At 49.4% G+C, this 26192-nt stretch carries 25 protein-coding genes, 5 tRNA genes and 3 pseudogenes; 15 read left to right on the top strand and 18 right to left on the bottom strand.

The window, feature by feature from the left end:
* Positions 1-8 precede the first annotated feature (8 nt).
* The 3 genes from fliQ to rcsA all read left to right on the top strand — a co-directional run bounded on the left by fliQ (position 9) and on the right by rcsA (position 1986).
* The gene (gene fliQ, locus OLG56_RS08895; RefSeq protein ID WP_000187355.1) at positions 9-278 is read left to right on the top strand and encodes a flagellar biosynthesis protein FliQ; all 270 of its coding nucleotides are present in this window, start codon (positions 9-11) and stop codon (positions 276-278) included.
* Positions 279-286: 8 nt separating this feature from the next.
* Positions 287-1081 (top strand): flagellar biosynthetic protein FliR, encoded by a 795-nt coding sequence (fliR, locus tag OLG56_RS08890; protein WP_000616953.1) that lies wholly within the window; start codon positions 287-289, stop codon positions 1079-1081.
* Between the two features lie 281 nt (positions 1082-1362).
* Entirely contained in the window at positions 1363-1986 is a 624-nt protein-coding gene (gene rcsA / locus OLG56_RS08885; RefSeq protein ID WP_000103971.1) for a transcriptional regulator RcsA, read from the top strand.
* Between the two features lie 38 nt (positions 1987-2024).
* Here the strand turns inward: rcsA and dsrB are convergent, their stop codons facing one another.
* Positions 2025-2219, bottom strand: coding sequence for a protein DsrB (dsrB, locus tag OLG56_RS08880; RefSeq protein ID WP_000867218.1), 195 nt, complete (start codon positions 2217-2219; stop codon positions 2025-2027).
* Positions 2220-2347: 128 nt separating this feature from the next.
* Between dsrB and yodD the strand changes: the two genes are divergently transcribed.
* Positions 2348-2575 (top strand): YodD family peroxide/acid resistance protein, encoded by a 228-nt coding sequence (gene yodD / locus OLG56_RS08875; protein ID WP_000844798.1) that lies wholly within the window; start codon positions 2348-2350, stop codon positions 2573-2575.
* Between the two features lie 309 nt (positions 2576-2884).
* Positions 2885-3700 carry a mannosyl-3-phosphoglycerate phosphatase-related protein gene (locus tag OLG56_RS08870; protein WP_023232061.1) on the top strand — a complete coding sequence of 272 codons (816 nt, stop codon included), beginning with the start codon at positions 2885-2887 and terminating at the stop codon, positions 3698-3700.
* Here the strand turns inward: OLG56_RS08870 and dgcQ are convergent.
* The 3 genes from dgcQ to OLG56_RS08855 form a co-directional block, all read right to left on the bottom strand.
* Complete coding sequence (gene dgcQ, locus OLG56_RS08865; protein ID WP_001119828.1) at positions 3679-5391, bottom strand: cellulose biosynthesis regulator diguanylate cyclase DgcQ; 1713 nt, start codon at positions 5389-5391, stop codon at positions 3679-3681. The two genes, OLG56_RS08870 and dgcQ, sit on opposite strands and share 22 nt — an antisense overlap.
* A 164-nt stretch (positions 5392-5555) precedes the next feature.
* Positions 5556-5741 (bottom strand): YodC family protein, encoded by a 186-nt coding sequence (locus tag OLG56_RS08860; RefSeq protein ID WP_000232161.1) that lies wholly within the window; start codon positions 5739-5741, stop codon positions 5556-5558.
* A 76-nt stretch (positions 5742-5817) separates the two neighbouring features.
* On the bottom strand, positions 5818-6735 hold the full coding sequence (locus tag OLG56_RS08855) for a DUF808 domain-containing protein (RefSeq protein ID WP_086013476.1): 918 nt from the start codon (positions 6733-6735) through the stop codon (positions 5818-5820).
* A gap of 169 nt (positions 6736-6904) precedes the next feature.
* Here OLG56_RS08855 and yedA point away from each other — a divergent pair, with 169 nt between their 5' ends.
* Positions 6905-7825 (top strand): drug/metabolite exporter YedA, encoded by a 921-nt coding sequence (gene yedA, locus OLG56_RS08850; RefSeq protein ID WP_001212263.1) that lies wholly within the window; start codon positions 6905-6907, stop codon positions 7823-7825.
* Here the strand turns inward: yedA and OLG56_RS08845 are convergent.
* The 4 genes from OLG56_RS08845 to drpB all read right to left on the bottom strand — a co-directional run bounded on the left by OLG56_RS08845 (position 7814) and on the right by drpB (position 10855).
* Positions 7814-8284, bottom strand: a complete 471-nt coding sequence (locus OLG56_RS08845) for a very short patch repair endonuclease (protein WP_000785978.1) — start codon at positions 8282-8284, stop codon at positions 7814-7816. The genes yedA and OLG56_RS08845 overlap by 12 nt on opposite strands.
* Positions 8265-9695 (bottom strand): DNA cytosine methyltransferase, encoded by a 1431-nt coding sequence (locus OLG56_RS08840; protein WP_061377434.1) that lies wholly within the window; start codon positions 9693-9695, stop codon positions 8265-8267. The genes OLG56_RS08845 and OLG56_RS08840 overlap by 20 nt, the downstream gene beginning before the upstream one ends.
* Positions 9696-9768: 73 nt before the next feature.
* Positions 9769-10464 carry a phosphohydrolase gene (locus OLG56_RS08835; RefSeq protein WP_000377042.1) on the bottom strand — a complete coding sequence of 232 codons (696 nt, stop codon included), beginning with the start codon at positions 10462-10464 and terminating at the stop codon, positions 9769-9771.
* Between the two features lie 79 nt (positions 10465-10543).
* Positions 10544-10855, bottom strand: coding sequence for a cell division protein DrpB (drpB, locus tag OLG56_RS08830; protein WP_023225584.1), 312 nt, complete (start codon positions 10853-10855; stop codon positions 10544-10546).
* A 650-nt stretch (positions 10856-11505) separates the two neighbouring features.
* Between drpB and ompS1 the strand changes: the two genes are divergently transcribed.
* Positions 11506-12684, top strand: a complete 1179-nt coding sequence (ompS1, locus tag OLG56_RS08825; protein ID WP_039514025.1) for a porin OmpS1 — start codon at positions 11506-11508, stop codon at positions 12682-12684.
* Between the two features lie 260 nt (positions 12685-12944).
* Here the strand turns inward: ompS1 and ymcF are convergent, their stop codons facing one another.
* The 5 genes from ymcF to OLG56_RS08795 form a co-directional block, all read right to left on the bottom strand.
* Positions 12945-13133, bottom strand: coding sequence for a cold shock small protein YmcF (gene ymcF / locus OLG56_RS08820; protein WP_024131109.1), 189 nt, complete (start codon positions 13131-13133; stop codon positions 12945-12947).
* Positions 13134-13143: 10 nt separating this feature from the next.
* Positions 13144-13356 (bottom strand): transcription antiterminator/RNA stability regulator CspE, encoded by a 213-nt coding sequence (cspE, locus tag OLG56_RS08815; protein WP_000208509.1) that lies wholly within the window; start codon positions 13354-13356, stop codon positions 13144-13146.
* A 454-nt stretch (positions 13357-13810) separates the two neighbouring features.
* The gene (locus tag OLG56_RS08810; protein ID WP_023207907.1) at positions 13811-15079 is read right to left on the bottom strand and encodes a Y-family DNA polymerase; all 1269 of its coding nucleotides are present in this window, start codon (positions 15077-15079) and stop codon (positions 13811-13813) included.
* A 2-nt stretch (positions 15080-15081) separates the two neighbouring features.
* Positions 15082-15501 (bottom strand): translesion error-prone DNA polymerase V autoproteolytic subunit, encoded by a 420-nt coding sequence (locus OLG56_RS08805; RefSeq protein ID WP_000394197.1) that lies wholly within the window; start codon positions 15499-15501, stop codon positions 15082-15084.
* 578 nt (positions 15502-16079) lie between these two features.
* Positions 16080-16169: transfer RNA gene (locus OLG56_RS08795), tRNA-Ser, on the bottom strand.
* An 88-nt stretch (positions 16170-16257) separates the two neighbouring features.
* On the opposite strand from OLG56_RS08795, the gene mtfA reads away from it, so the two are divergent.
* The 4 genes and pseudogenes from mtfA to OLG56_RS08775 all read left to right on the top strand — a co-directional run bounded on the left by mtfA (position 16258) and on the right by OLG56_RS08775 (position 17905).
* On the top strand, positions 16258-17055 hold the full coding sequence (mtfA, locus tag OLG56_RS08790) for a DgsA anti-repressor MtfA (protein ID WP_000598918.1): 798 nt from the start codon (positions 16258-16260) through the stop codon (positions 17053-17055).
* Between the two features lie 100 nt (positions 17056-17155).
* Positions 17156-17231 (top strand) — tRNA-Asn (locus OLG56_RS08785).
* Between the two features lie 167 nt (positions 17232-17398).
* A pseudogene (locus OLG56_RS08780) lies at positions 17399-17661 on the top strand (Arm DNA-binding domain-containing protein); the annotation flags it as partial.
* A gap of 168 nt (positions 17662-17829) precedes the next feature.
* Positions 17830-17905: transfer RNA gene (locus OLG56_RS08775), tRNA-Asn, on the top strand.
* Between the two features lie 501 nt (positions 17906-18406).
* Here the strand turns inward: OLG56_RS08775 and OLG56_RS08770 are convergent.
* Positions 18407-19861 carry an AMP nucleosidase gene (locus OLG56_RS08770; protein ID WP_000428191.1) on the bottom strand — a complete coding sequence of 485 codons (1455 nt, stop codon included), beginning with the start codon at positions 19859-19861 and terminating at the stop codon, positions 18407-18409.
* Positions 19862-19906: 45 nt separating this feature from the next.
* On the opposite strand from OLG56_RS08770, the gene OLG56_RS08765 reads away from it, so the two are divergent.
* Positions 19907-20068, top strand: a complete 162-nt coding sequence (locus tag OLG56_RS08765; RefSeq protein ID WP_001531298.1) for a hypothetical protein — start codon at positions 19907-19909, stop codon at positions 20066-20068.
* Here the strand turns inward: OLG56_RS08765 and OLG56_RS08760 are convergent.
* The 4 genes and pseudogenes from OLG56_RS08760 to OLG56_RS08745 all read right to left on the bottom strand — a co-directional run bounded on the left by OLG56_RS08760 (position 20057) and on the right by OLG56_RS08745 (position 22937).
* Positions 20057-20383, bottom strand: a complete 327-nt coding sequence (locus tag OLG56_RS08760) for a DUF1493 family protein (RefSeq protein WP_000228163.1) — start codon at positions 20381-20383, stop codon at positions 20057-20059. The two genes, OLG56_RS08765 and OLG56_RS08760, sit on opposite strands and share 12 nt — an antisense overlap.
* Positions 20377-20842: pseudogene (locus tag OLG56_RS08755) on the bottom strand (STM2901 family protein). Before OLG56_RS08755 ends, OLG56_RS08760 begins: the two are co-directional and overlap by 7 nt.
* A 421-nt stretch (positions 20843-21263) precedes the next feature.
* A tRNA-Asn gene (locus tag OLG56_RS08750) sits at positions 21264-21339 on the bottom strand.
* 140 nt (positions 21340-21479) lie between these two features.
* On the bottom strand, positions 21480-22937 hold the full coding sequence (locus OLG56_RS08745; RefSeq protein ID WP_001542574.1) for an EmmdR/YeeO family multidrug/toxin efflux MATE transporter: 1458 nt from the start codon (positions 22935-22937) through the stop codon (positions 21480-21482).
* A 159-nt stretch (positions 22938-23096) separates the two neighbouring features.
* Here OLG56_RS08745 and OLG56_RS08740 point away from each other — a divergent pair.
* The 3 genes and pseudogenes from OLG56_RS08740 to OLG56_RS08730 all read left to right on the top strand — a co-directional run bounded on the left by OLG56_RS08740 (position 23097) and on the right by OLG56_RS08730 (position 26168).
* A tRNA-Asn gene (locus OLG56_RS08740) sits at positions 23097-23172 on the top strand.
* Positions 23173-23333: 161 nt separating this feature from the next.
* Positions 23334-24589, top strand: a pseudogene (locus OLG56_RS22295) (tyrosine-type recombinase/integrase).
* A 700-nt stretch (positions 24590-25289) separates the two neighbouring features.
* Entirely contained in the window at positions 25290-26168 is an 879-nt protein-coding gene (locus tag OLG56_RS08730) for a LysR family transcriptional regulator (protein WP_000365361.1), read from the top strand.
* The last annotated feature ends 24 nt before the right edge of the window (positions 26169-26192 follow it).

Genomic DNA, 26192 nt, shown 5'->3' with positions numbered 1-26192 from the left:
GGCGCAAAATGACTCCTGAATCCGTCATGATGATGGGCACCGAGGCGATGAAAGTCGCTCTCGCCCTGGCTGCGCCGCTGTTACTCGTCGCGCTGATTACCGGCCTCATTATCAGCATCTTGCAGGCCGCGACTCAGATTAATGAAATGACGCTGTCGTTTATCCCTAAAATCGTCGCGGTATTCATCGCAATTATCGTTGCCGGCCCGTGGATGCTCAACCTGCTGCTGGATTACGTGCGCACTCTGTTCAGCAATTTACCTTATATCATCGGATAAACAGAACGATGATACAGGTTACAAGCGAGCAATGGCTATACTGGCTGCATCTCTATTTCTGGCCTTTGCTGCGCGTACTGGCGCTGATTTCAACGGCGCCAATTCTCAGCGAGCGCGCTATTCCCAAGCGGGTAAAACTGGGATTGGGAATAATGATTACCCTTGTTATCGCGCCGTCGCTACCGGCAAACGATACGCCGCTTTTTTCTATTGCCGCCTTATGGCTGGCGATGCAACAAATTCTGATCGGTATTGCGCTGGGATTTACCATGCAATTCGCCTTTGCGGCGGTGCGTACCGCAGGTGAGTTTATCGGTCTGCAAATGGGGCTTTCCTTTGCCACCTTCGTCGACCCGGGCAGCCACCTGAATATGCCGGTTCTGGCGCGTATTATGGATATGCTCGCCATGCTACTGTTTCTCACCTTTAATGGCCATTTGTGGCTTATTTCGCTGCTGGTCGATACCTTCCACACTCTGCCCATCGGTAGTAACCCGGTGAACAGTAATGCATTTATGGCGCTCGCCAGGGCCGGAGGACTCATTTTCTTAAACGGACTGATGCTGGCATTGCCGGTCATTACCCTCCTGCTTACGCTCAACCTGGCGCTGGGGCTATTAAACCGCATGGCGCCGCAGCTCTCGATATTTGTTATCGGTTTCCCGCTTACCCTCACCGTCGGCATTATGCTGATGGCCGCGCTAATGCCATTAATTGCGCCGTTTTGCGAACATTTATTCAGCGAAATTTTCAATTTGCTTGCTGATATTGTTAGCGAGATGCCGATAAATAATAACCCATAATTTTTATCCTGTTTTACTAAGGTTTATCCGAAAATAAATTTTAAAAAACATTCACCAGGATATATCCGCTGCCCCTTATTTGTTTTTACTTCACTCACATAACGCAACATTCACTTTACTTTAAGATGATTCCTGGCAAATTATATGTAACTTTACGGGATAGTAAGTTCGCCTGAAAAACCGCGTAAGCGTTGTCTAAGGTGACTATTCGTGTTCCGTCTGATTATGGTGAGTTATTCAGGTAAGGGGAATTATCGTTACGCATTGAGTGAGGGTATGCCATGTCAACGATTATTATGGATTTATGCAGTTACACCCGGCTAGGGTTAAGCGGGTATCTGGTCAGCAGAGGGGTGAAAAAAAGGGAAATCAACGACATCGAAACCGTTGACGAACTCGCTATCGCTTGTGGCGCGCATCAGCCTTCGGTGGTGTTTATTAATGAGGACTGTTTCATTCATACGCCTTCAGACAGTCAACAAATAAAGCAAATCATTAATCAACATCCTGACACGTTATTTATTGTTTTTATGGCAATTGCTAATGTGCATTTTGATGAATATTTATTAGTAAGAAAAAACTTATTGATTAGCTCGAAATCGATTAAACCTGACTCGCTGGATACCATTCTTGGCGATATTCTGAAAAAAGAGTCGGGTATTTCAGGAACCATAAATTTACCAACATTATCGTTAAGTCGAACTGAATCCAGCATGTTGCGAATGTGGATGGAAGGTCAGGGAACCATTCAGATTTCTGACAGAATGAATATTAAAGCAAAAACAGTATCCTCCCATAAGGGGAATATAAAAAGAAAGATAAAAACGCATAATAAACAAGTGATCTATCATGTAGTACGGCTGACAGATAACGTCACTAACGGCATTTTTGTTAACATGCGCTGAGACATCCGGACTGGCAATGTACCTCCAGTCCGGCTCAATTAGTCCTGCTCCGCCTTCTCGACAAAAATACCATCCTGGTGACCTGACTCATTGAAGAACCAGATGCCGAGCGGGTAATCCTCCAGCGAAACCAGGTACATTGTGCCTTCACTAAATTCTTCCACTGCCAGTACCACGCCCGGTCGGCGGGGACCGCCGTCCGTTTTAACGGTTACCCGATCATTCACCTTCATCATTTTCCTCCTGTCGCTTTGTGCCAGTGTAGAACAATTTTCTGCGTCTGACAGCGCCTTGCCGACGTGTTTGCTGGTTTTCTCAACGGTCTATACTTAGGCTGTCAGGAACCCGTGAGGTAGTGAAGATGAAAACGGCAAAAGAGTACAGTGATACGGCCAAGCGCGAAGTGAGCGTCGATGTAGATGCGCTACTGGCGGCCATCAATGAAATCAGCGAAAGCGAGGTTCACCGTAGCCAGGAAGATCCTGAGCGGGTGAGCGTAGACGGACGGGAATATCATACATGGCATGAATTAGCTGAAGCATTCGAGCTGGATATTCATGATTTTAGTGTAACAGAAGTAAACCGTTAAAAATGGCCGAAAAAAATCCCGGCCCTACGGGTCGGGATCAAACTTGCTTATGCAAGAAGCACTTGAAAATTCGTTACACCAGGAAATCTGATGTGAGATTTACCTTATCTGCAATTTTTTTGCATGACAAGTAAATATTTTTTACATGAATGATTAAGCACGCTAATAGTTCGGTAGCAAAAGTGTGACAACGCATGTGCTGCCTGGAAGCGACGGGATCGGTTCCAGTTAGCGTTCGACTTCTTTCGGGTGTGCTTTAGGACTTTTCCTGGAAATAAGCCCGCCGTTGCAACGGAAAATGAGGAAAAAATGCTCTCAATCCATGACCCCTTGCTGATTTTTACCGATCTGGACGGCACATTGCTGAACAGCCACACTTTTGAGTGGCAGCCCGCGGCCCCCTGGCTTACTCGCCTGCATGAAAGCGGCGTGCCCGTGATCCTCTGTAGCAGTAAAACCGCGGCTGAAATGCTCCAGCTCCAGACGACGTTAAATCTACAGGGACTGCCGCTGATTGCGGAAAACGGCGCGGTGATCCAACTGGACGTTCATTGGGAAGACCATCCCAACTATCCCCGTCTGATAGCCGGTATTTCTCACAACGAAATCCGCCTCGTCCTGCATAAATTGCGTGAAAAGGAACAGTTTAAGTTCACCACGTTTGATGACGTTGACGATCAGGTGATAAGCGAATGGACGGGCCTAAACCGGGCACAGTCTGCCCTAACCCGTCTGCATGAAGCGTCGGTGTCGCTGATCTGGCGCGATAGCGATGAACGCATGACGCAGTTTGTCGCCCGTTTAAATGACCTGGGACTGCAATTTGTCCATGGTGCCCGTTTCTGGCATGTGCTGGACGCCTCCGCCGGTAAAGATCAGGCTGCTAACTGGCTGATAGAAGCATATCGTCGGCAGTGGCGCGCGCGTCCTCTGACGTTGGGGCTAGGAGACGGCCCCAATGATGCGCCTTTACTGGATGTGATGGATTATGCGGTTGTCGTCAAAGGGCTAAACCGGGAGGGCGTACATTTGCGTAACGACGATCCTCAGCGCGTCTACCGTAGCCAGAACGAAGGGCCGGATGGCTGGCGCGAAGGAATGGACTATTTCTTTTCCCGCTCCTGAGTCGCGTCGCTGGCGCAAATACGGTTACGTCCGGACTGTTTGGCGTAATAAAGCCGTTTGTCGGCCAGCGACTGCAACTGCTCAAAATCATAGTCGCCGTATTCCTCCGCGCTACTGATCCCCATTGACGCGCTGATACGAAGCGTCGTGCTTTTCGTCACCAGAATCTCTTTGTCATTAATGCGCTGGCGTATGCGTTCGGCAATCTGCAGCGCCTGCGCTTTCGTCGCGCCGGGCAGCACGATACAAAACTCTTCGCCCCCTACCCGTCCGGCGATGTCGTGCGCTCGAATGGTGCTGCCAATGAGCCCAGCGGCATGGGACAACACGCGATCGCCTGCCTGATGGCCAAAGCGATCGTTAACGCTTTTAAAATAATCTAAATCCAGCTGTATCACAGAAAATGGCTGGCGGGCTTCCCGATAGCGCTTTGCCAGCCTGGACGCTTTTTCAAACAGCGCGCCACGGTTATATAGCCGGGTCAGCGGATCGTGCCATGCCTGCCATTGCAGCGAATTTTGCAGAACAAACATGTTTTTGACCATATGTCGAATAACGCCCCAGGAGATCAACAGCATCGCCGTAAAAAGCACCCATAACAGCGTCAGCGCGATACTAATACTGCCAAAATTCCCTTGTATGCCTTCACGTAATGTATGCACGCGCAGCAGGACGCCATCAAAATGATCCAGCCGCTCCCAGCTTACATAATGCGTTCCTAAACGCAGCCCGCCCAGGGTATCTTTTTCTATTTCACGCGCCAGTAAGGCGCGCTCACGGTCATTTAACGTATTCGCGGTTTGTTGTTCCGGCGCGGAGTCCGTCAACAAACGGAGATGGTTATCGTATAGCTGATATTCCCCTTCAATATCCTTTTCGGCCGCATCGCGCAGGAACCGCTGTAATGACGCGACGGGAATATCCATTGCCAGTACGCCATACCAGTAATTATCGTGATCCAGCGGTAGACTGGCTGTCACTTTTTTCTGCTCGTCAGCAACATAGGGCTGTGCGGAGGTAAACCACCGCACGCCGCGCTGTGGGTTACGCCGTTGGCTTTGCTCGATAAACCAGGGCTGGGTCACGTACTGATAGTAACGGGAGACAATATCGCTACCGTACGCCGTAGGGAGAGTTGAGAGGTAAAACCCTGAGCGAGAAACATACATCGTCTCCAGCGTCAGCATGGCGGATGAGCGCGCCAGACGCGCCAGATACCCTAACTCCAGAGTGGCGGTTAATTCATTTGCCAGGTCACGACTCTCCCGCGAAAGAAGCGTCGTCCGGGCGACAAATTGATCGGAAACGCCATATAACGGCAATGTCCGCCGCTTATCCAGCTCCAGTTGCCAGAAATGTCTGACGCGTCGTTGCTCAAACTGCGTCACCGCGCTTTGCAATGCGGAAAAAGCCAGCGGCGCCACCAGCGCTTCATGCATACCGTTGCGTAAAAAGATCAACCTGTCCATGTTGAATTGCAGTTGGCGGTCAAGGACATTCGCGACGCTCCCCAGATGATTGCGCTGACTGGCGACATACGCGTCTTTCAGTATCATCACTTCCCGCCAGGTAAGTAGCGTCGAGAACAGCATTACGATCAGAAAGCAGGTGTTGACGACATGACCGGGACCAAAACGCCGCGCCAGCTTTTTAAACCAGCCTTGATTATCTAACAGTGTTTCGTGCGGCACCCTGGTAACTCCTGGTTATTGATACAACGCCCCCTGATGGCTTACGGTAGCCAGACCTCATCAAGGGATACCACTCAATCCTGGCATAACCAGGTAGCAGCATGTCGCAGCGCGACGACTCTTTTTCTCCACAGCAAAACGCCCGGCATTAACCGGGCGTTTTGTCATCGGGCTTCGTCCCGCACGCGCCTTTCCTTGCCTGGCACGAGCTCATTCTCATGGAATGCCTCCCGCTTTACGCCAAAACCATCATACCAGCGACACTCTACCATTCCGCTGGAATAACCGGTGACGATCATCCGGGGCCCACCCTCTTTCACGGTAACTTCCTCACTGACAGAAAAGACCATACCTGCCTCCTGTATCAGATGAAACGTTTTCACCTTAGACGAGGATGGGCAATTTTGCATAATTCATTGTAGAAAATCAGTGCGAAACACCGCGAATTTTCGCCACACCTTTCACCAGCGCCACCACAATGGCGCCGATAATAAAGCCGAGCACCAGATTCAGCCCCGCAGGGATCGTATGCGCCATGAAAGCCCCCTGCTGCTGCGCAAAATGTTCAATGGCATGGTGTAGCGGCGCAATACCGTGTACGACAATCCCGCCGCCGACCAGAAACATCGCCAGCGTACCGACAATGGATAATGCTTTCATTAACCAGGGCGCGATAATCAGCAATCCTTTACCGACGCCCTGCGCCAGCACGCTACGCTTTTCCGCCAGCCAGTACCCCATATCATCCAGTTTGACAATAATACCCACCAGGCCATACACGCCAATGGTCACAATCAACGCAATCCCCGCCAGTACCAACACCTGATTAAGCAGCGGCGCCTGCGCGACAATCCCCAGGGTAATTGCCACAATTTCAGCGGAAAGAATGAAATCGGTACGGACCGCCCCTTTTACTTTATCTTTTTCAAAGGCCAAAGGATCTTGCGCAGCCAGCGCCTCAAGACGTTTTTGCCGCTCCGCCGGGTCTTCTTTGTGTTTTCGCGCCTCAAAGGTATGCAGGACTTTTTCTACCCCTTCAAAGCAGAGAAACGCGCCGCCTAACATTAATAAAGGCGTAATGGCCCACGGGATAAATGCGCTTATCAGCAGCGCCAACGGCACCAGAATAACCTTGTTGATTAATGATCCTTTCGCCACGCTCCATACCACTGGCAGCTCGCGATTAGCGCGAACGCCGGTCACCTGCTGTGCATTGAGCGACAGGTCGTCCCCCAGTACGCCCGCGGTTTTTTTCGCGGCCAATTTGCCCATTACCGAAATATCGTCCAGCAGCGTGGCGATATCGTCGAGTAATGTCAGTAAGCTACTTCCTGCCAAAATGATTTCCTCGGTCTTTTCTTCTAAGACGTTAAGTATGTAGCAAAACGCGCAATGCCGAAACCGGCGGCGCGGGTCAACGCCTTTTTATTCCAAAAGGACAATTATAATGCTCGCCAGCATAATAATTTTGACGTTTACTATATCCACCCTTTTTATTTCACCGTGAGTGATTATGCGTTTCCGGCAGTTATTACCTCTTTTTGGCGCGCTTTTTGCCTTGTACATCATTTGGGGGTCTACCTATTTTGTTATCCGCATAGGCGTTGAAAGCTGGCCGCCGCTGATGATGGCAGGCGTACGTTTTCTCTCGGCGGGGATGTTGCTCATGGCGTTTTTGCTGCTGCGCGGCGAAAAACTTCCGCCGCTGCGCCAGACCATCAACGCCGCGCTGATTGGTCTACTGCTGCTGGCGGTGGGTAACGGTCTGGTGACGGTGGCGGAGCATCAAAACGTGCCATCGGGCATTGCTGCCGTCGTGGTCGCCACTGTCCCGCTATTTACTCTGTGCTTTAGCTACTTTTTTGGTATTAAAACGCGCAAATTAGAATGGGTGGGGATTGCCATTGGACTTGCCGGGATTATTCTGCTGAACAGTGGCGGCAACTTAAGCGGCAATCCGTGGGGCGCGATTTTGATCCTGATAGGTTCGATGAGCTGGGCATTTGGTTCCGTTTACGGCTCGCGCATCGCCCTTCCTGTGGGCATGATGGCGGGTGCGATTGAAATGCTGGCGGCGGGCGTGGTATTGCTTTGCGCGGCGTTTCTTTCCGGCGAAAAGCTCGCCACGCTGCCTGGTTTATCGGGGTTTATGGCCGTCGGCTACCTGGCGTTGTTCGGTTCTATTATCGCCATTAATGCCTATATGTACCTGATTCGCAACGTCAGTCCGGCGCTGGCGACCAGCTACGCCTACGTGAATCCGGTTGTCGCCGTGTTGCTTGGCACCGGCCTGGGCGGTGAGAGGTTATCGCCCGTTGAATGGGCTGCGCTGGGTGTGATTGTGTTTGCCGTAGTGCTGGTGACTCTGGGTAAGTACCTGTTTCCCGCCAGGGCGGTGGTCACGCCGTGTAAAACGGAAGATTCACGCCAGTAGATGAATCCCCTGGGTGTCAATCTGCGCGCTGGCGCCGCCGCCGCAGATCCACTCTTCCAGGCGCTCCGCCAACGCCGCGTCGCTCAATTTCGCTCGCCCGCGCAAGGCGCACTCCCAGACGATCAGTACCCGCCAGCCAAGCGCCTGTAAACGCTGAATATCGCGCTCATCGCGCTCAACGTTCTTACCGATTTTTTCCAGCCAGAAAGCCGTTCGCGTGGCCGGTACTTTGAACAGATAACAGTGGTGATGATGCCAAAAGCAGCCGTGAGTAAAAATCACACAATCATAGTCATTCACCACAAAGTCCGGCTTGCCTGGTAATGTCGCGTCCTGAGTATGAAACGTAATCCCCTGCGCACTTAGCAGGCCGGCAAGACGTTTTTCAATAGCCGTATCGCGGGTCGCTATCGCGCGCATATTTTTACTGCGCGTGGCTTTATCGTGAACGTCCGCCATCTACCGTCTCTCTCTGACGCAGCGTCACCGCCTGGTGAATTTTGGGTTCCAGCAGCTTTGCTACCGCGGCAAATACCGGCACCACCACGGAATTGCCAAACTGGCGATAGGCCTGCGTATCCGAGACAGGTATCCTGAACTGGTACGTTTGCGGCGCCTCAAATCCCATTAAACGCGCGCACTCTCTCGGCGTGAGTCGGCGGGGACGATGTTGTTGGTTGCCAGCATCGTCGAAATTCACTTCGCCTTTCGCCATATCCCAACCACGATCGATCAGAATTTCGGCGCCATCTTTGTAGTAGCGAGCAGATAACGTGCGCGCCACACTTTCCGGATTGTCAGGATAAACCATGCCATAGCCAAAACCGTTTCCCCGCGCCTGGTGCTTTTTCGCGTAGCGATATAAATATTTCCACAGCACCGGCGTCAGGATATATTTGGCTTCGACGACGGGCTCCAGCAGTTCTGCCAGCGTCGGACGGCGCGGTGGATAACAGCGGGCGATATTGCGTAACGTAAAATCGGTTTTCAGGTTTAAATCGCGGCGGAATCCCACCAACACAATACGTTCCCGATGCTGAGGAAGAAAGTGCTGCCCGTCGATAATTTTCGGATCGTCCGGGCCATTGTCAGCGGCATCCGCCACGTCATATCCCAGTTCATCGAGCGTTTGCATAATAACGCGGAAGGTGTTGCCCTGGTCGTGACTTTTAAGGTTTTTCACATTTTCCAGCACAAACAGCGCGGGGCGGCGAGCGTCGATAATTCTTACGACATCAAAAAATAACGTCCCCTGAGTCTCGCAGGCAAAGCCGTGGGCGCGGCCCAGCGCATTTTTCTTGGAAACGCCCGCCAGAGAAAATGGCTGACAGGGAAAGCCCGCCAGCAGGACATCATGTTGCGGAATATGCTGGCGAATGTGTTCCGCCGCCTCATCATCGCTGACCCCTTCCCGGTGGCTCAACGTGATATCGCGGATATCTTCATTAAAGCGATGTTGCAGCGGATCGCAAAAATAGTTCGCTTTATATGTCCGTACCGCGTGCTTATTCCATTCGCTGGTAAACACGCACTGTCCGCCTATCGCTTCAAATCCGCGGCGAATGCCGCCGATGCCCGCGAAGAGATCGATAAAACGAAAGGCGTAATGTGGATGATGCGCTGGCGGCGTCGGCAACCCTGTTTTAAGACAGGTGAGTTCATTGTCGCTCAAACGATGCCATGCCGCGTTCATCATTACGCGCTTTAAGATGGCCGGGCTCCAGTGCTGCTCGCCCAGGCCGTTAAGGTGCGCCACCAGCGTTTTAACATCGTAGATTTCCAGCAATTGACTCAGCATCGCCTGGATCTCGCTTCCGGCGTCGTCGGCGATGAGGTTCCGGGCGTGTGTTACTGAAATATTTTCCTGCATACATTTAACCGGCCAAAAATAATTGCCGACAGACTAACATAAAATGACGCGGTTTACGTTTCAGCGGCAGGGGTTACTGATGCGTAGCAAACATCTGGATGACCGCCTCATCCCGTGTTTCATAGTCGCCTTTCAGCTCAGCGCTCAGTTTCGCCATGTACGACACCAGAAAATCCGCATTACGCTGCGCCAGGTACTTGCCCCGTTCGGTCTGCATCGTCAGCGGCAGTTTCAGCAGTTTGGTTTGAAAATGGTCGAGCGCGAATTGTTTATCGTTAAGAGGCCGTCTGTCGGCAAAGGGATCGTCGGCATCAAACAGCGCGACGCCCAGCGCGCCGGAGACCGCGAAGACCCGCGCCAGACCAATGGCGCCCAACGCCTCCAGCCTGTCTGCATCCTGCACGATTTTTGCCTCTGGCGTGGTGGGCGCAATTTTTGCGCTGAAACTATGCGCTTCGATAGCATGACAAATGCCCGCCAGTTTTTCTGCCGGAAAGTCAGGAAAATCCCGCAGAAAAATACGCCGGGTTTCTGCCGCCGCCAGAATGGAAGAACGATGCCGCTGCGGATGATTTTTCGCCAGGCTGACGATGTCATGGAAATAACATGCCGATAGCACCACCAGCCAGTCGACAGGACTGTTTTCCCCCAGCGTTTGCGCGGTTGCCCAAACACGACGAAAATGGAAGATGTCATGGGCGGCATCCTGTTCCTGATGGTGGTGACGTAGCCAGTCTTCAAACTGCGATTGCCAGTATCCTGAGTCCATACGCCCTCTCTTTATAGCAGACCATTTTTATTACATGCCTGAGCACAGGGTTCGCTATCCTGACATATCCGCCACCACTTTACATCCCTGCTTGCTTGCGCGTTTCTGGCTGAGTGTCGGCGGGATAAGCCCTGTTTTTGCGAGGCCGGGTATACCAGGCAATACTCCCCAGAATAAGCCAGACGACGCCCAGCGAAAGCGCGTTAAGCCATTTTTCCGTTGTGCTGCCAGGAGTGCTGATTGGGCCGAGAACCGGCTCGGTTTGTATGGCGGACATCAGCCACACGCAACGCGCCATCGCCCAGATGAAGTAGCCGCAAAAGGTATAAAAAACCCATAACGCTAATTTGCCACCCATGCTACGGGTGGCGTTGTCCTCCCTGGTACTCAAACTTTACTCCGCTTTTGTGATGTAAGTCATATGACATTAATTACATTATAATGTGACATTAGTCACATTTCGACCATAGAATACCTTATCCACCTGTTTTGGTTATTCATTCCACAAATAGTTTATTCTCAGTTAATGTTACGCCTGGCGCTGAACCTGCTGTTAAATAAGGGAATGGTGATTGAATCGCACTCTCATGCAGAATAACCCATAACCAGAACAACTTATTTTTACGCACCGCGATAGCGTTTTATTTTATTAGCATTAAATGTCAGAATGATTCGGTTATTAGCCTTTTATCATTTATTTTATCATTACCCACATTACCGGCATTTATGCCGGTTTTTTTTATGCTTTTTCATAATCAAATCATGAAATACATATAAAAAACAAATTATATTCACGCCAAAAAACATCAAATCAAAACACATAACCCATTGATAAAAAAATGATAATTATAGAATATATATTCTTAGTTACTTATATAGTCTGTATTATAAAAAACCAAACAGAAACAAATTGAAATATTTTAAATACCTTTGTTACATGTTATTTTTTAAATTCCATGAACTTCATAGAATAGTATCAATTTGTAGTTTTGTTGAAGTGGCTACATATTCATATAAATTATTATCATAAGGGAATACATAATGAACAGAAAAGTTCTGGCACTGCTTGTCCCGGCGTTATTAGTGGCAGGCGCAGCAAATGCGGCTGAAGTTTATAATAAAAATGGCAACAAACTCGACCTGTACGGCAAAGTTGATGGTCTGCGTTACTTCTCTGACAATGCAGGCGACGACGGCGACCAGTCCTACGCCCGTTTTGGCTTTAAAGGCGAAACGCAGATTAACGATATGCTGACCGGCTATGGTCAGTGGGAATACAACATTAAGGTAAACACCACCGAAGGCGAAGGTGCAAACTCCTGGACTCGTCTGGGCTTTGCCGGTCTGAAATTCGGCGAGTACGGCTCTTTCGATTATGGCCGTAACTATGGTGTTATCTACGACATTGAAGCCTGGACCGATGCGCTGCCGGAATTCGGCGGTGATACTTATACCCAGACCGATGTCTATATGCTGGGCAGAACCAACGGCGTTGCTACCTACCGTAATACCGACTTCTTCGGTCTGGTGGAAGGCCTGAACTTCGCGTTGCAGTACCAGGGTAATAATGAAAATGGCGGTGCTGGTGAAGGTACAGGTAACGGCGGCAGCCGCAAACTGGCCCGTGAAAACGGCGACGGTTTCGGTATGTCTGCCTCCTACGACTTTGACTTCGGGTTAAGCCTGGGTGCGGCCTACTCTTCCTCTGACCGTACGGACAATCAGGTTGCTCGTGGTTATGGCGACGGCATGAATGAGCGCAACAACTATGCTGGTGGTGAAACCGCTGAAGCCTGGACTGTAGGTGCCAAATATGACGCCTACAATGTTTACCTGGCGGCGATGTACGCTGAAACCCGCAACATGACCTATTATGGCGGCGGCAATGGCGAAGATAATGGCGGTATTGCTAACAAAACTCAGAACTTTGAAGTGGTTGCGCAGTATCAGTTCGATTTCGGTCTGCGTCCGTCCATCGCCTACTTGCAGTCTAAGGGCAAAGATTTAGGCGGTCAGGAAGTCCATCGTGGCAACTGGCGTTACACCAACAAAGATCTGGTTAAATATGTTGACGTCGGTATGACTTACTACTTCAACAAAAATATGTCCACCTACGTTGATTATAAAATCAACCTGCTGGACGAAGATGATGACTTCTACGCAAACAACGGTATTGCAACCGATGATATCGTAGGTGTTGGTCTGGTCTACCAGTTCTAAGACGCTTTATGTTATTCAAGCCCGTGCTTAGCGCGGGCTTGTTATTATAGGGCAAGAATTAAATAACGGATAACGGCGCAAAGACAGGTGACCTGGTTTCATCGGATAGATGAGGACAATTTCGCTCTTTTCAGGCGCTGTCTGCAAGAGAAATAACACTTTTGGGGAAAGGAAAATGCCACTATAGATGATGGATGCCAGCGTCTATAGATGATAATCATCCGGGCATAAAAAAAGCTCCTGTACGGAGCTGATATGAATTATTTTCTAAAATCTGGCGGAACCTGTCCTGAGCGAATGTATAATCCAACATTATCAAAAGTGATCATGGTTGACTTACAAAAAATACATTTCGCGCCAAATGGGTTTTGCTCAGTAACATCAAATGTCGATGTTCTGTATTGTGAACCATGGCAACATGGACACCGGAAGTGAATTTTATTAGTAATATCAGATACCTTAAAGCGCCACAACGTTGACCGCTGATGGACCTTTTGGTCCCTGCTCTACTGAAAACTCCACTTCCTGATTTTCATTCAGAGTGCGGAATTCATTACTTTGAATGGCGGAAAAATGCACAAACACATCTTTGCTGCCATCTTTAGGCGTAATGAAACCAAAGCCCTTTTCAGGGTTAAACCATTTTACTAAACCAGTGATTTTCGTCGTCATAATATTGTTACCTTTTGAATGAGCCCTTGGGCAAAATGGCCTGAAGAAAATTATCAGAGAGAAAAAAACCTAAAGGAGATCTCAAGAGGAACAAATGATGAGAAATATTACAATCACTACTTCAGATAAGTTTGTATCAAACCGCACAACCATTAACGCATGGTTAACTGCACATAGCAAGCTTTAGTTTTGTTAAAAAAATATTAATTGTTTTTTAGCATTATCACGCTGATTGCCATACTCTTTTTATCCATGCCCGTCGCTACGGCTGAAACCTGGCGTAAATAAGTTACGTCTCCCAACGCCTACCTGGCAATAAACGCGCCACATTTTCTGATGTCGTAAACCAGAATACATGCGCATCATCGTGAGAGGTTCCTGTGATCTCGTGTGACCAAAACCGGTTAGAGAACGGGGATGATTTGGCAACTATCTCATGCATTGATCGCACAAGTTACTTAACACGCAGTAGATCAGAGTATCTTGTGGTGTACCGAGGCGAAAGCATTTCTCGCTTCATAGCCCACTGTTGCGACATCCCCTGCCCGGCGAAGTACAGTGTCCCCTTCCCGTCTTTTGCGTTAAGATGGTCCAGTACTTCCATCAGCTTCTCACTACCGGCGCGCGGCGCGTTATCGTCGAAAAGGTTGAGTTGCGCTACGCCCTGACTGAAGAAGTCACCCAGCATCACCCCCGCTTTCTGGTAGCGATGGCCGTCGCGCCAGATTTTATCCAGGCATTTCACAGCCGCATTGATAATGTCGCGTGAATCCTGCGTGGGGGTGAGAAGCGTCACCGCGGCGCTGTTACCGTAGTAGGGCTCGTTCAGGGCAAAGGGGGATGTTTTGACGAATGTTGAGATGAAACGGCAGTACTGGTGCTCGCCGCGGAGTTTTTCTGCCGCGCGCGCAGCGTAGCTGTAAATAGCCTGGCGCATTTCCTCATAGTCTGTGACCCGCTCGCCGAAAGAGCGGCTACAAACGATTTCCTGCTTTGCCGGCGCAAACTCTTCAAGCTCCAGACATGGCTCTCCGCGAAGCTCTCTCACGGTACGCTCCAGCACGACATTGAAGTGTTTCCTGATGATCCAGGTACTTTGTTCAGAGAGATCGAGAGCAGTCTTGATGCCCAGGGCATTGAGCTTCTTACTGATACGCCTGCCGACACCCCAGACATCCTCTACGGGTATCAGGGCCAGCAGCCGACGCTGGCGATCGATGTTCGACAGGTCAACCACCCCGCCGGTCTGGCGCTGCCACTTTTTCGCAGCATGATTAGCCAGCTTGGCAAGGGTTTTCGTCTGGGCAATGCCTACACCGACAGTCAGGTGCGTGCGCTTCAGGACCGTCGCTCTTATCTCGCGCCCGAAATCTGTCAGATCCCGGCAGTTTCGTACTCCCGTCAGATCACAAAAAGCCTCATCAATGCTGTAAATTTCTACCCGCGGCGCCATCTCCTCGAGTGTGGTCATTACCCGGTTCGACATATCAGCGTAAAGCTCGTAATTACTGCTGAAGCAAACAACACCGGATCGCCGGAAGCGTTCTTTCTGTTTGAAGAATGGCTCACCTGGTGCGATACCAAGCTGTTTCGCCTCGGCGCTACACGCGATAACGCAGCCATCATTGTTTGATAACACCACCACCGGTCGGCCACATAAATCAGGACGAAAGACCGTTTCGCAGGAGGCGTAAAAGCTATTAACATCGCAGAGCGCGAACATAATCAACTGACCGCTTTAATGATAAAGGTCACCACCCCGAATATGTCGAGCGTGTCTTCACTGCCGACAGGTATAGGTCGATAGGCGCCGTTCATGGGGATTAGCTGCACTGTCGGGCGCAACTGCAACCGTTTTACGGTGAACTCTCCTTCAATTGCCGCAATTACAATGTCACCGTGGTCAGCGTTCCGTGAGCTATCCACCACCAGCAGGTCGCCGTCGCTGATGCCTGCTTCAATCATTGAATCACCCGTGGCTTTGACAAAATATGTTGAGCTGGGATGAGAAACGAGCAACTCATTAAGATCGATACGCTGCTCAATGTAGTCCGCTGCGGGGCTGGGGAATCCACACGGCACTAAGTAACTGAAAAATGGGAGAGGAATAATTTCGCGCAACTCTGTAGGTCTGAAAAATTCCATAATCCATACCTCGAATACTGTTTTTATATACAGTAGTATTATTTAAACATGTGCGCAAGATACCGGAGTCACTACGGCTGTTTAAATCTTCGTCGCTTCGTTTGTAAGTTTCTCTCTCAGTTCAAATTATGGGTTTTGTAAATTTTCCGGTTGTATTGTCATGTGTGCATATTTAAGCCAGTCTGGAGGCCACATTTTCTGTACAGCGTCGACAGCCCCGCAGCGTAAGTTATCGCCACGCGCCAGCGCGTTTCCCTGACAGCAATTAATCTTTCGCCCTGCGCCCATGTCTACAGGGGAACATTTCGGGCAACAGGCCGGGTGCGACGATTACCGAGGACGACGGCGTTAAATCGCCGCTAGTGACATCAATATTAATCCAGATGGGGTACGGCGAAAGAGCGGGGGCAGAAAACCAGGAGTTGACTTATGATCGAAAAGTAAAAATAACACTATCCCTGGCCCCCTCTTCTGGCAGAAAAAGCACAAGATGGCGATACGTTTTTCACGTAATATTCTAAGTGTATTCTAAGTGTGAGACTGATCGCTGAAAGAAGACGAGCTAAGTGTTTGAATTGTGGCGGAGAGAGGGGGATTTGAACCCCCGGTAGAGTTGCCCCTACTCCGGTTTTCGAGACCGGTCCGTTCAGCCGCTCCGGCATCTCTCCGTATATTGCAATGATGCCAGGTAATTTGGCATTTTAACAGACCCTATTCGGGTAATTTTGTTCAAGTGACGAGTTTACGAGCAAAACGATGATTAAGTGGCCCTGGAAAGCACAAGAAATAACCCAGAACGAAGACTGGCCGTGGGATGATGCGCTGGCTATACCTCTTCTGGTAAACCTCACCGCGCAAGAACAGGCTCGGCTTATTGCGCTAGCCGAACGTTTTTTGCAGCAGAAAAGACTGGTAGCGCTACAGGGATTTGAGCTCGACTCGTTAAAAAGTGCACGTATTGCGTTAATTTTTTGCTTACCGATCCTGGAGCTCGGTATTGAGTGGCTTGATGGTTTTCATGAAGTGCTCATTTATCCCGCGCCCTTTGTGGTAGATGATGAATGGGAAGATGACATAGGTCTGGTGCACAGCCAGCGTGTCGTACAGTCGGGGCAAAGCTGGCAACAAGGGCCCATCATTCTGAACTGGCTGGATATCCAGGACTCGTTCGATGCTTCAGGTTTCAACCTCATTATTCATGAAGTCGCGCACAAACTGGATATGCGTAATGGCGATCGCGCCAGCGGCATCCCTTTCATCCCGTTGCGCGATGTGGCTGGCTGGGAACACGATCTCCACGCGGCAATGAATAATATTCAGGATGAAATCGATCTTGTTGGCGAAAGCGCTGCCAGTATAGATGCCTATGCCGCCACCGACCCTGCAGAATGTTTTGCCGTGTTGTCAGAGTATTTTTTCAGCGCGCCAGAACTGTTTGCTCCACGTTTCCCGGCGCTATGGCAGCGTTTTTGCCAGTTCTATCGCCAGGATCCTTCTCAGCGCTTACGGGTAAACGCTGCCGAAGGCGACTACGGCGAGGAATCCGAACATTAATTCCTCACTTTGTGGGTTAATTAACCAATTGAATTGGCGCGTTAATTTTACTGTTGACACGTTATAGCGGGCCCAGTATTATGCGCCTCGTTGAAACAATTCCTCTGTAGTTCAGTCGGTAGAACGGCGGACTGTTAATCCGTATGTCACTGGTTCGAGTCCAGTCAGAGGAGCCAAATTTAGGGAAGCAGACGTTCACTGACGTCTGCTTTCTGCATTTATATCAACTGGTTATCTCCTTCTTCAGGTTCACCCTCGTTCACTAAAAATCATTCGAAGCCATACCCTTTTGCTGGTAAAGCTGGTTCGATTTGCGTTTTATCGGTACGCCGAGGGAACCGTCATGTCACTGACTGATACCAAAGTAAAAAATGCCAGACCAGCGGAAAAGGCTGTCAAGCTCACTGACGGGTTTGGCCTCTATCGGTTCGAAATACTGGCTGTTGGGCTACCGCTATTATGGCAATCAGGAGGTGTTTTCCATTGGGGTTTACCCTGCTGTATCGCTTGCCGATGCCAGATAACGCCGTGACGAGGCTAAAAGGTAGCTGGCTCAGGGGATTGACCCGAACGCAAAAACAGGCTGATGAAAAAGTCCGTCAGGAGAATTTGACTTGTGTAATTACAGACAAAGTTGCGCCATGCCGGGGCAAAGCAGGGATTAGATCAAAACTTCAACGCTTTGTTGTTTTTGTCAGCAAACAAACGCGCAATCTTATTTCCCCCTTTGACAAGCCGATCGCACATCGTTACTATGCGCCCCGTTCACACGATTCCTCTGTAGTTCAGTCGGTAGAACGGCGGACTGTTAATCCGTATGTCACTGGTTCGAGTCCAGTCAGAGGAGCCAAATTCCTGTTTTCAGGCGTACTTATAAGTCACTATTCAGTTAGGTTCCAATAAGTTAGCGTGAAAATCTTTCCCGATGTGTGTCTGGTTTTTCCTGCGTATCCGGCGAAATTAGTGGTCTGATTTGGGGCCATTTCAGTTCGATAATGGCGTGACCACCCTATATTCCTGTCCGACACGAAAATCCGCAGTATCAAGCCTTTTGATAACCCCTTTAAACTGATCGATTCACACGATTGTATCTGCTTGTCAATCCGGGCTTGTGGGTCAGGCGCTCAAGGAGCGTGAAGTGTGGCGCAATGTTTTCGCCTTCCGGCGCGTTTCCTGGCGTAGACGTGATTATCGGCGACAGGTCTCCGGCGATGGTGATGAAGCTCGCGGCACAATAAGGCCTTAGCGGGATGCGGAATCGCCTCCCGCTAAGGCTTCATTCAGCCACTTTCCATATCATATAAATACGCCTCTTCCGCTCCTGTCCAACAGCAGGCGACAGCTCATTTCGTTAGCGAAACGGTGGCTCATTAAACGTGCGTAATTTACGTGAGTGCAAACGATCACCTTCTGCGCGTAGCAAATCAATAGCACGAATACCAATTTGCAAATGTTCTGAAATAGCCCCCTCATAAAACCGGTTTGCCTGCCCGGGCAGTTTAATTTCACCGTGTAAAGGTTTGTCAGAAACACAAAGCAACGTGCCGTAAGGCACACGAAAGCGATAGCCCTGGGCTGCAATCGTCGCGCTCTCCATATCAATCGCAACCGCGCGGCTAAGGTTGAATCGCAGCGCCGATGCGGAATAACGAAGCTCCCAGTTACGATCATCCGTGGTGACGACTGTTCCCGTGCGCAGTCGCTGTTTCACCTCTTCGCCGGGCATTCCGCTAACCGCTTTGGTAGCGTCGTACAGCGCACGCTGTACTTCCGCAATGCTTGGAATAGGAATATCAGGCGGCAGAACAGCATCCAGCACATGATCATCGCGTAAGTAGGCATGGGCCAGCACATAATCGCCAATCGCCTGACTTTCTCGTAACCCTCCACAGTGCCCAATCATAAGCCAGACGTCAGGCCGCAACACGGCCAAATGGTCGCAAATCGTTTTAGCATTTGAAGGGCCGACACCAATATTTACCAGCGTAATCCCCTGCCCATCTGCCGTTACCAGGTGCCAGGCGGGCATCTGATGCTTCTTCCAGGCCAGATCGGAAATAGCCTCTTCCGGCGCTTCCGTTTCTGCCGTGATCCAAATTCCGCCGGCACAGGAAAGCGCGATATAGGGGCTGTCAGGATCAAGAATTTGGCTGCATCCCCAGCGCACAAACTCATCGACATAGCGGGTGTAGTTGGTAAACAAAACGAAGGGCTGAAAATGTTCAACCGGCGTACCGGTATAGTGCCGTAACCGGGCCAACGAGAAGTCAACACGACGCGCGTCGAAGTGCGATAACGGATAGAATTCGCCGGGGTGGAACAGACCGTCTGCCGTCTCATCGCCAATCTGCGCCAGTTCTGTGGTAGGAAAATGGCGCGTTAGCCCGGCGCTCATAGAACGATCCAGCGTCAGAGCTGAGCCGTCAATCACGTAAGGATACGGGATCTCATGGTGCGAGGCCTCCACCGCAATATGCGCGCCATAATCATGATAAACGAGGTTAAGCTGTTCCAGAAGATAAGCGCGAAATAGCGCAGGCCGCGTAACGGTAGTGGTATAACAGCCGGGATGAGTAAAGCGTCCAAAAGCGCGTGTTTTAGGCGGGTTCGGTGTCGCGCCATCCCAGCTTACAGACAGCGAAGGATAAACAAACAGTCCGTTAAGCCTGGCATGGGGATCGGGCAGCGTGCCGTTATCAACATAGTCAGCGATGGCTTCACGGAGCGCGTTAACCGACTGCTCGTACAGCTCCTCCAGGCGATCCAGCGCCTGCTCGGGCGTCAGGTTTGTGCCTTTATTTTCCATATTATTCTCCTTAGCGTTCACAGGTGAGGCACGTCATTCGATAGTATGACAGCAAAGGAAGAAACTAAAAGGGTTAGCGTAAGGGCGGCGGCAGTAAACATGAACCCTTTAAAAAGAAAAGAGAACTATCTTAGCGCCACCATCATCGCTCAAAAAGAAGGGTACTGGTACAGCCATTTGTTAAGTTCATTACAATTAGTCATATAACCATTTCCCGGCTTTTGCTGACTCGATCAGCATGCTGATAGTGAAATCTGGGACGGGTACAGGCTCCGTTTTCTTGAACGGATGCCATGAAAAAGGGTAATTAGGAAAATAGGTTTCTATTCTGAAGTTACCTCGCTCGACATTGAGTTTCTCGAAGAATTTATTCATGAGATCTTCGGCTTCAAGTTCATCAATGCTCAGATCAGTATCAAGGTCAATCTCTGGTGTTAATTCCACTTGCTTAATGTTGAACAGATATGTGCCAACATAAGGCCGTACAAGCTCGTAAACTTGCTGTTCAATATTGTCTACCATAACTTATCATTGCCCCGAGCAATGGTATTGTAGTCGCGTATAGTGCGATATGTTATTTGTGACACATCTGCGGCAAGGATAATTTCCCCGATCAAAGGAATGGAACGTCCAACAAACGGCGCAATGTTACGAACCATAACACGTCTGGCTGTCCACGGGGTGTAACCGCCCTAACCATGTCGGAAGGGATATTCCAAAGGGAAATTTTGACTTTTTAAACACTGCACGTGCAGTCCTGGACGCGTATGATGTGCCTTTAGTCGCTCCAGCGGGTTTCGCCCTTGTCCAGAGATTATTGCGACCTGATACCAGAGCAACAACGGCCCCGAAATCTGCAACACCAATCCCAAACTGGCTTGCGGTATTCTCACAAAAAATCATAAACAGAAGTTCGGCAGCATTCAGATTGGATTTTCCTGCATAGAAGTATGTTCCATTTAGTTCTTCTACTGTATCCATTAGAAACTCTATAGCTGCTATTTTGGTTTACTTATTGTACAGCCTTGTTTCGAATGAAAGAAATCAATCTTTTGGGAAAGAACGGATCAAGATCACGGAAAATATCTGAAATCAGATGAAAGAGACAGTCGCGATTCCCACCAGGGGCATCACCTGGCAAGCTTGTGTGATCGCTCCGTTTGAACCGAACACATCTATATGTCAGCATACTGATACGGGTTTGATCTTGCGGATAGCGGTATCGGTTAATGCCATCGGCGGGGGCTCCATTTTTCCAACGAACCGTGAAGCCTCCGATTAAGCCCTCAAGAAACTATGGATGTCAAAAAACCCGGCAAACCTTCTCAGGTCAACCGGGTAAAGATAATTTCTTGTTTTTTAAACGTCTCCGGACTCACCAGGATGTCCCGAAACTAAAATCTGGCTCCTCTGACTGGACTCGAACCAGTGACATACGGATTAACAGTCCGCCGTTCTACCGACTGAACTACAGAGGAATCGTGTGAACGGGGCGAATATTAACGAGGTGCCCCTGGCTTGTCAAAGCCTGTTTTCACAAAAAAAGTTCGTTTGCTGTTTTATTCCACACTTCGGTTAAAATTCACCGTTTCCTGATGATTTTCACAGCAAAAAGCGCTTACTCCCTCTTTACGCGCGGGTATCTCCACAGCCAGCGCCCGCTTACCAGACGCCAGTAAAACAGTGCGCCGCGCACGGCCCAGTCAAGAAACATCCCCAGCCAAACCCCTACAACCCCCATACCCAGCACAATACCAAGCGTATACCCTGCCACAACGCGACAGCCCCACATCCCCAGCATCGATACCCACATCGCAAATCGCACATCGCGCGCGCCTTTAAAACCCGACGGCAACACCCACGCGGCCGCCCAAATTGGCATAAAGGCAGCATTAAGCCAGAGCAGAACTTTCACTACCTCTTTTACGTCCTGCTCCTGGGTATAAAATGAGGCAAACAGACCCGCGAACGGCGCTGTCCCCCAGGCGATTGCCGTAAGTACGATAGTCGACATCCAGAATACATGGCGCAGTTGACGCTCTGCCTGACCAATTTGTCCGGTACCAAGACGCTTACCGGTGATAATAGTCGACGCCGAACCAAGGGCGTTACCCGGCAGGTTGATAAGCGCCGCCACGGAAAAGGCAATAAAGTTACCCGCAATAACGTTAGTGCCCATTCCGGCGACAAACATTTGTGTCAGTAGCTTGCCACCGTTGAACAGCACTGATTCAATGCTCGCCGGAATACCGATACCCATCACTTCCCAGATAATGCCGAAATTCAGCGGCTTCAGATAGCTTTTCAGCGGAATGCGCAGCGCCGGATTAAAACCAATCATCAGCACCCAAATAATCGCTACCGCGCCGATATAGCGCGAAATGGTTAATCCCAGCCCCGCGCCGGCAAAACCCAGCCCTTGCCAGGAGAAAGCCCCGTAAATCAGGATGCTGCTGATGATAATATTGAGAATGTTCATCCCGCCGTTAATCATCAACGGGATTTTCGTATTCCCTGCCCCACGCAGCGCGCCGCTACCGATTAGCGCAATTGCCGCAGCCGGATAACTCAGCACCGTCAGTTCAAGGTACGTTAACGCCAGCCCCTTTACTTCTGGCGTCGCCTCGCCTGCGACAATATTAATAATTTCACTGCCGAAATAATGAATGACCACTGCCAGCACAACGGCAAATAGCGTCATAATCACCAGCGACTGGCGCGCCGCCGCCCTTGCCCGTCGCCTGTCGCGCTTGCCGAGGCTAAAGGCGACCACCACCGTAGTACCAAGATCGATAGCCGCAAAAAAAGCCATAATTACCATATTAAAACTGTCGGCAAGCCCCACGCCCGCCATTGCTTCCTTGCCCAGCCAACTGACGAGAAAAGTACTGAGCACGCCCATTAGCAAAACACAGGTATTTTCCAGAAAAATGGGGATAGCAAGTGGGGTGATTTCACGCCAGAACAACACTTTGTAGCTCTTGCGTTTGGCATACCAGGGCGTACGGACGACAACCTGGCGTAAGGCAGTGGAGACGTTCAAAATGGACCTTAAAGAAGAGAGTTGAAACCACATTTCAATAATGAGCGAGAAATCGTAAGGCTGCAAAGCTTTTTGCAGAAAAAATGTCTGCAAATGCAACAAAGTGATGAGATAACCCGCAATCGAATCTGTAAGGGGTTAAATGGGGTTTGACAAAAATTTTTCCGCCGCTAATATACGACCCCACACGATTCCTCTGTAGTTCAGTCGGTAGAACGGCGGACTGTTAATCCGTATGTCACTGGTTCGAGTCCAGTCAGAGGAGCCAAATTCCTGTTTTCAGGCGTGCTTATAAATTCCTATTTAATTAGATTTCAATAAGTTAGCGTGAAAATCTTTCCCGATGCGTATCTGGTTTTCCCTGCGCATCCGGCGAAATTGGTGGTCTGATTTGGGGTCATTTCAGTTCGATAATGGAGTGACCACCATATGTCCCTGTCCGACGCGAAAATCCGTAGTATCAAGCCATCTGATAAACCCTTTAAACTGACTGATTCACACGGTCTGTATCTGCTTATCAATCCGGGCGGTTCCCGCCTCTGGTATCTCAAAATCGAAAAGAATCCCGCATTGCGTTAGGCCCGTACCCTCAGGCTTCCCTTTCCGATGCCCGACAACGGCGCGAAGGTATCCGTAAACTTCTGGCCCGGAAAATTAACCCCGCTCAGCAACGAACCGACGCACGGATTACCAGCTCCCCGGATAAATGTTTTAAAGCCGTGGCGTTGGCCTGGCATAAGAGCAATAAAAAATAGTCGGCGGATTATGCCGCCCGTCTGCTCGCCAGCATGAACAACCACATTTTTCTGGCTATCGGCCATCTGCCCACCACTCTACTGAAAACTCAGCATTTCACTGCGTTACTGAGAATTATCGATGATAAAGGCTTTCTGGAAGTCGCGTCCCGTACCCGGCAGCAACTTTGTAACATCATGCGTTACGCCGTGCAGCAGGGGCTGACTGAAAACAATCCAGCTCTGAATCTGGAAGGCGTCACCACTCCTCCGGTTAAAAATCACTATCCCGCTCTGCCGCTGGAGCCGTTATCTGAACTGCTCCTGTGCATTGATGGTTATCAGCAGGGCCGGGAATTAACCCAGCTGGCAGTGAAGCTGACTCTGCATCTGTTTATCCGCTCCAGCGAGCTGCGTTTTGCCCGCTGAGGTGAGCTTGATTTCAGAAACAAAATCTGGACCATCCCCGCCACCCGTGAGGCGATCGACAAAGTACGTTACGCCGGGCGTGGCGCAAAAATGCGTACTCCGCATATTATGCCGCTGTCCCGGCAGGCGCTTGCCATTCTGAAGCAGATAAAGGAAATCTCCGGCCATCTGGATCTGGTGTTTCCCGGCGACCATAACCCGCATAAACCAATGAGTGAAAACACCATCAACCAGGCATTGCGTCTGATGGGTTATGACACAAAAACTGATATCTGCGGGTATGGTTTGCGGGCTATGGCCTGTAGCGCACTGGTGGAATCTGAGCGATGGTCGCGCGACGCAGTGGAGAGGCAGATGAGCCACCAGGAGCGTAGCAGCGTCAGGGCGGCCTATATTCACAAAGCGGAACACCTCGATGCACGTAAGGCGATGATGCAATGGTGGTCGGATTACCTGGACGCTAATCGTGAAGGCTGTGTTGCACCCTATATCTATACCCGACAACAAAAGCGGGAGTCATAATATAGTGGCGATTACGGTGTAATCGTTAACTTACTGAAAACAAAGTCACCTGTGCTCAACACTCAGGTGACTTTTTTGCAGACTGCCTCCGGAAGTACACTTATTGACAGTCAAAACCTCAGATTATTACAGCGGTAATAATCTGAGGTTTTAACGATGAATCAACATCACTGAACTGCGCCAGTTCTGACCTTTTGGCTTTTAGCCTTTTAGATTCCTGGCCTTTTTCCTGACGTATGCCAGTCTGCATCCTACGGCAAAAATAGCCTTCGCCAATTATTCTCGTATAAATTAGTCAGTAGATGCCTAAAATTATTCTGGTAGAATATTTTCAGGTGTTTATCTATCAATACGGTTTTTTTGCACCAGATTACACCCAATATTAGAGAGGAATGAGATCTGCCTAAAATCTGGTCTTCTCTATAACTTTAAATAAATACATGTGATTTATTTAATCACAGAAAATATAAACTATATAAAATATAAATCATATAAATATATAAGCGACGATCTAAGGAAACGATCGAATTAAACGATTGCGTATTGCATCACCCAAGTCATTAGACACTATTTTTTAACAAATTCAAATGGTTATATAAATTTTAACGAAGATATAGGAAAGCCGATAAATAAAGATTACTATAAAATCCATATTAATAAGAAGCAGTAATTTTTCCTGCCGATTCGAACGGAGGATACAATGGATCTTAACCAGCTTAAAACATTTGTTACCGTTGCGGAAACCGCCAGCCTGACTCGCGCAGCAGGACTTCTCTACCTAAGTCAACCAGCGGTAAGCGCCCATATAAAGCAACTTGAAACCGAGTTCAATGTAAAGCTATTCAAACGCACCCCCAGAGGCATGGAGCTGACCTCTACAGGTCTCATCATGAGAGATGAAGCACGTCTTGCACTTGATGCCGCAAACAAATTTGTAAATAAAGCCCGTACACTTCATAATATAGAGAACTGTGCCTTAGGCACTATTTCAGTTCCAGTAATCCTTAATCTACCATTAGTACTATCACAACTACGGCTGCGGCACCAGAATGTCAGTTTGACGATCCAGCAGAATATTTCGGGGTATATTATTGAAGACATTAAGAACGGTAAGCTCGATGCTGGCTTTGTCATTGGGGAAGTTAATGACTCTCAGTTAGGGATTATTCCTGTTTCTTCTGTAACGCTCTGCCTTGTAGGTCCATGGGCCTGGAAATCCCAGCTTGAAAAAGCAGGTTGGGAGCAACTACAGGAGTTACCCTGGATTGCTACCCCAGAAAAATGCTCCTTTACTGCTATAACAAAGTCTTTCTTTGAACGACATGATGTCACTGTAAAGGCATCCATTATAGTTGATCAGGAAAAAACGCTAGCTGAATTGGTAGCAATGGGAGCAGGGATAACTCTGATGAGAGAAGATATCGCTCTAGCTCTTCAGGATAATGAGGAGATTTATATCTGGCCGGGAGAAAAGACAGTGAGCCAGCTTTGTTTCCTTTGGGATCGTGAAAAAGAGAAATCTTCTGTCTTATCTGCACTAATTGCAACGGTGAAAGATATCTGGCAAGTGCCAGCTTGATTATCATAACTTCAATTCATATTG

The organism is Salmonella sp. 2018103, assembly GCF_026247685.1.
GTDB classification, from domain to species: Bacteria; Pseudomonadota; Gammaproteobacteria; order Enterobacterales; family Enterobacteriaceae; genus Salmonella; species Salmonella enterica.
The sequence above is the reverse complement of the archived record's forward strand: the minus strand, read 5'-3'. Positions and strand labels throughout refer to the sequence as shown.

What these genes read in the sequence shown, in the direction of transcription:
- fliQ (WP_000187355.1), top strand. Translation starts at nt 9, where the DNA reads ATGACTCCTGAATCCGTCATGATGATGGGCACCGAGGCGATGAAAGTC.
- fliR (WP_000616953.1), top strand. Translation starts at nt 287, where the DNA reads ATGATACAGGTTACAAGCGAGCAATGGCTATACTGGCTGCATCTCTAT.
- rcsA (WP_000103971.1), top strand. Translation starts at nt 1,363, where the DNA reads ATGTCAACGATTATTATGGATTTATGCAGTTACACCCGGCTAGGGTTA.
- dsrB (WP_000867218.1), bottom strand. Translation starts at nt 2,219, where the DNA reads ATGAAGGTGAATGATCGGGTAACCGTTAAAACGGACGGCGGTCCCCGC.
- yodD (WP_000844798.1), top strand. Translation starts at nt 2,348, where the DNA reads ATGAAAACGGCAAAAGAGTACAGTGATACGGCCAAGCGCGAAGTGAGC.
- OLG56_RS08870 (WP_023232061.1), top strand. Translation starts at nt 2,885, where the DNA reads ATGCTCTCAATCCATGACCCCTTGCTGATTTTTACCGATCTGGACGGC.
- OLG56_RS08860 (WP_000232161.1), bottom strand. Translation starts at nt 5,741, where the DNA reads ATGGTCTTTTCTGTCAGTGAGGAAGTTACCGTGAAAGAGGGTGGGCCC.
- yedA (WP_001212263.1), top strand. Translation starts at nt 6,905, where the DNA reads ATGCGTTTCCGGCAGTTATTACCTCTTTTTGGCGCGCTTTTTGCCTTG.
- OLG56_RS08845 (WP_000785978.1), bottom strand. Translation starts at nt 8,284, where the DNA reads ATGGCGGACGTTCACGATAAAGCCACGCGCAGTAAAAATATGCGCGCG.
- OLG56_RS08840 (WP_061377434.1), bottom strand. Translation starts at nt 9,695, where the DNA reads ATGCAGGAAAATATTTCAGTAACACACGCCCGGAACCTCATCGCCGAC.
- OLG56_RS08835 (WP_000377042.1), bottom strand. Translation starts at nt 10,464, where the DNA reads ATGGACTCAGGATACTGGCAATCGCAGTTTGAAGACTGGCTACGTCAC.
- ompS1 (WP_039514025.1), top strand. Translation starts at nt 11,506, where the DNA reads ATGAACAGAAAAGTTCTGGCACTGCTTGTCCCGGCGTTATTAGTGGCA.
- cspE (WP_000208509.1), bottom strand. Translation starts at nt 13,356, where the DNA reads ATGACGACGAAAATCACTGGTTTAGTAAAATGGTTTAACCCTGAAAAG.
- OLG56_RS08810 (WP_023207907.1), bottom strand. Translation starts at nt 15,079, where the DNA reads ATGTTCGCGCTCTGCGATGTTAATAGCTTTTACGCCTCCTGCGAAACG.
- OLG56_RS08805 (WP_000394197.1), bottom strand. Translation starts at nt 15,501, where the DNA reads ATGGAATTTTTCAGACCTACAGAGTTGCGCGAAATTATTCCTCTCCCA.
- mtfA (WP_000598918.1), top strand. Translation starts at nt 16,258, where the DNA reads ATGATTAAGTGGCCCTGGAAAGCACAAGAAATAACCCAGAACGAAGAC.
- OLG56_RS08770 (WP_000428191.1), bottom strand. Translation starts at nt 19,861, where the DNA reads ATGGAAAATAAAGGCACAAACCTGACGCCCGAGCAGGCGCTGGATCGC.
- OLG56_RS08765 (WP_001531298.1), top strand. Translation starts at nt 19,907, where the DNA reads ATGACAGCAAAGGAAGAAACTAAAAGGGTTAGCGTAAGGGCGGCGGCA.
- OLG56_RS08760 (WP_000228163.1), bottom strand. Translation starts at nt 20,383, where the DNA reads ATGGTAGACAATATTGAACAGCAAGTTTACGAGCTTGTACGGCCTTAT.
- OLG56_RS08745 (WP_001542574.1), bottom strand. Translation starts at nt 22,937, where the DNA reads ATGTGGTTTCAACTCTCTTCTTTAAGGTCCATTTTGAACGTCTCCACT.
- OLG56_RS08730 (WP_000365361.1), top strand. Translation starts at nt 25,290, where the DNA reads ATGGATCTTAACCAGCTTAAAACATTTGTTACCGTTGCGGAAACCGCC.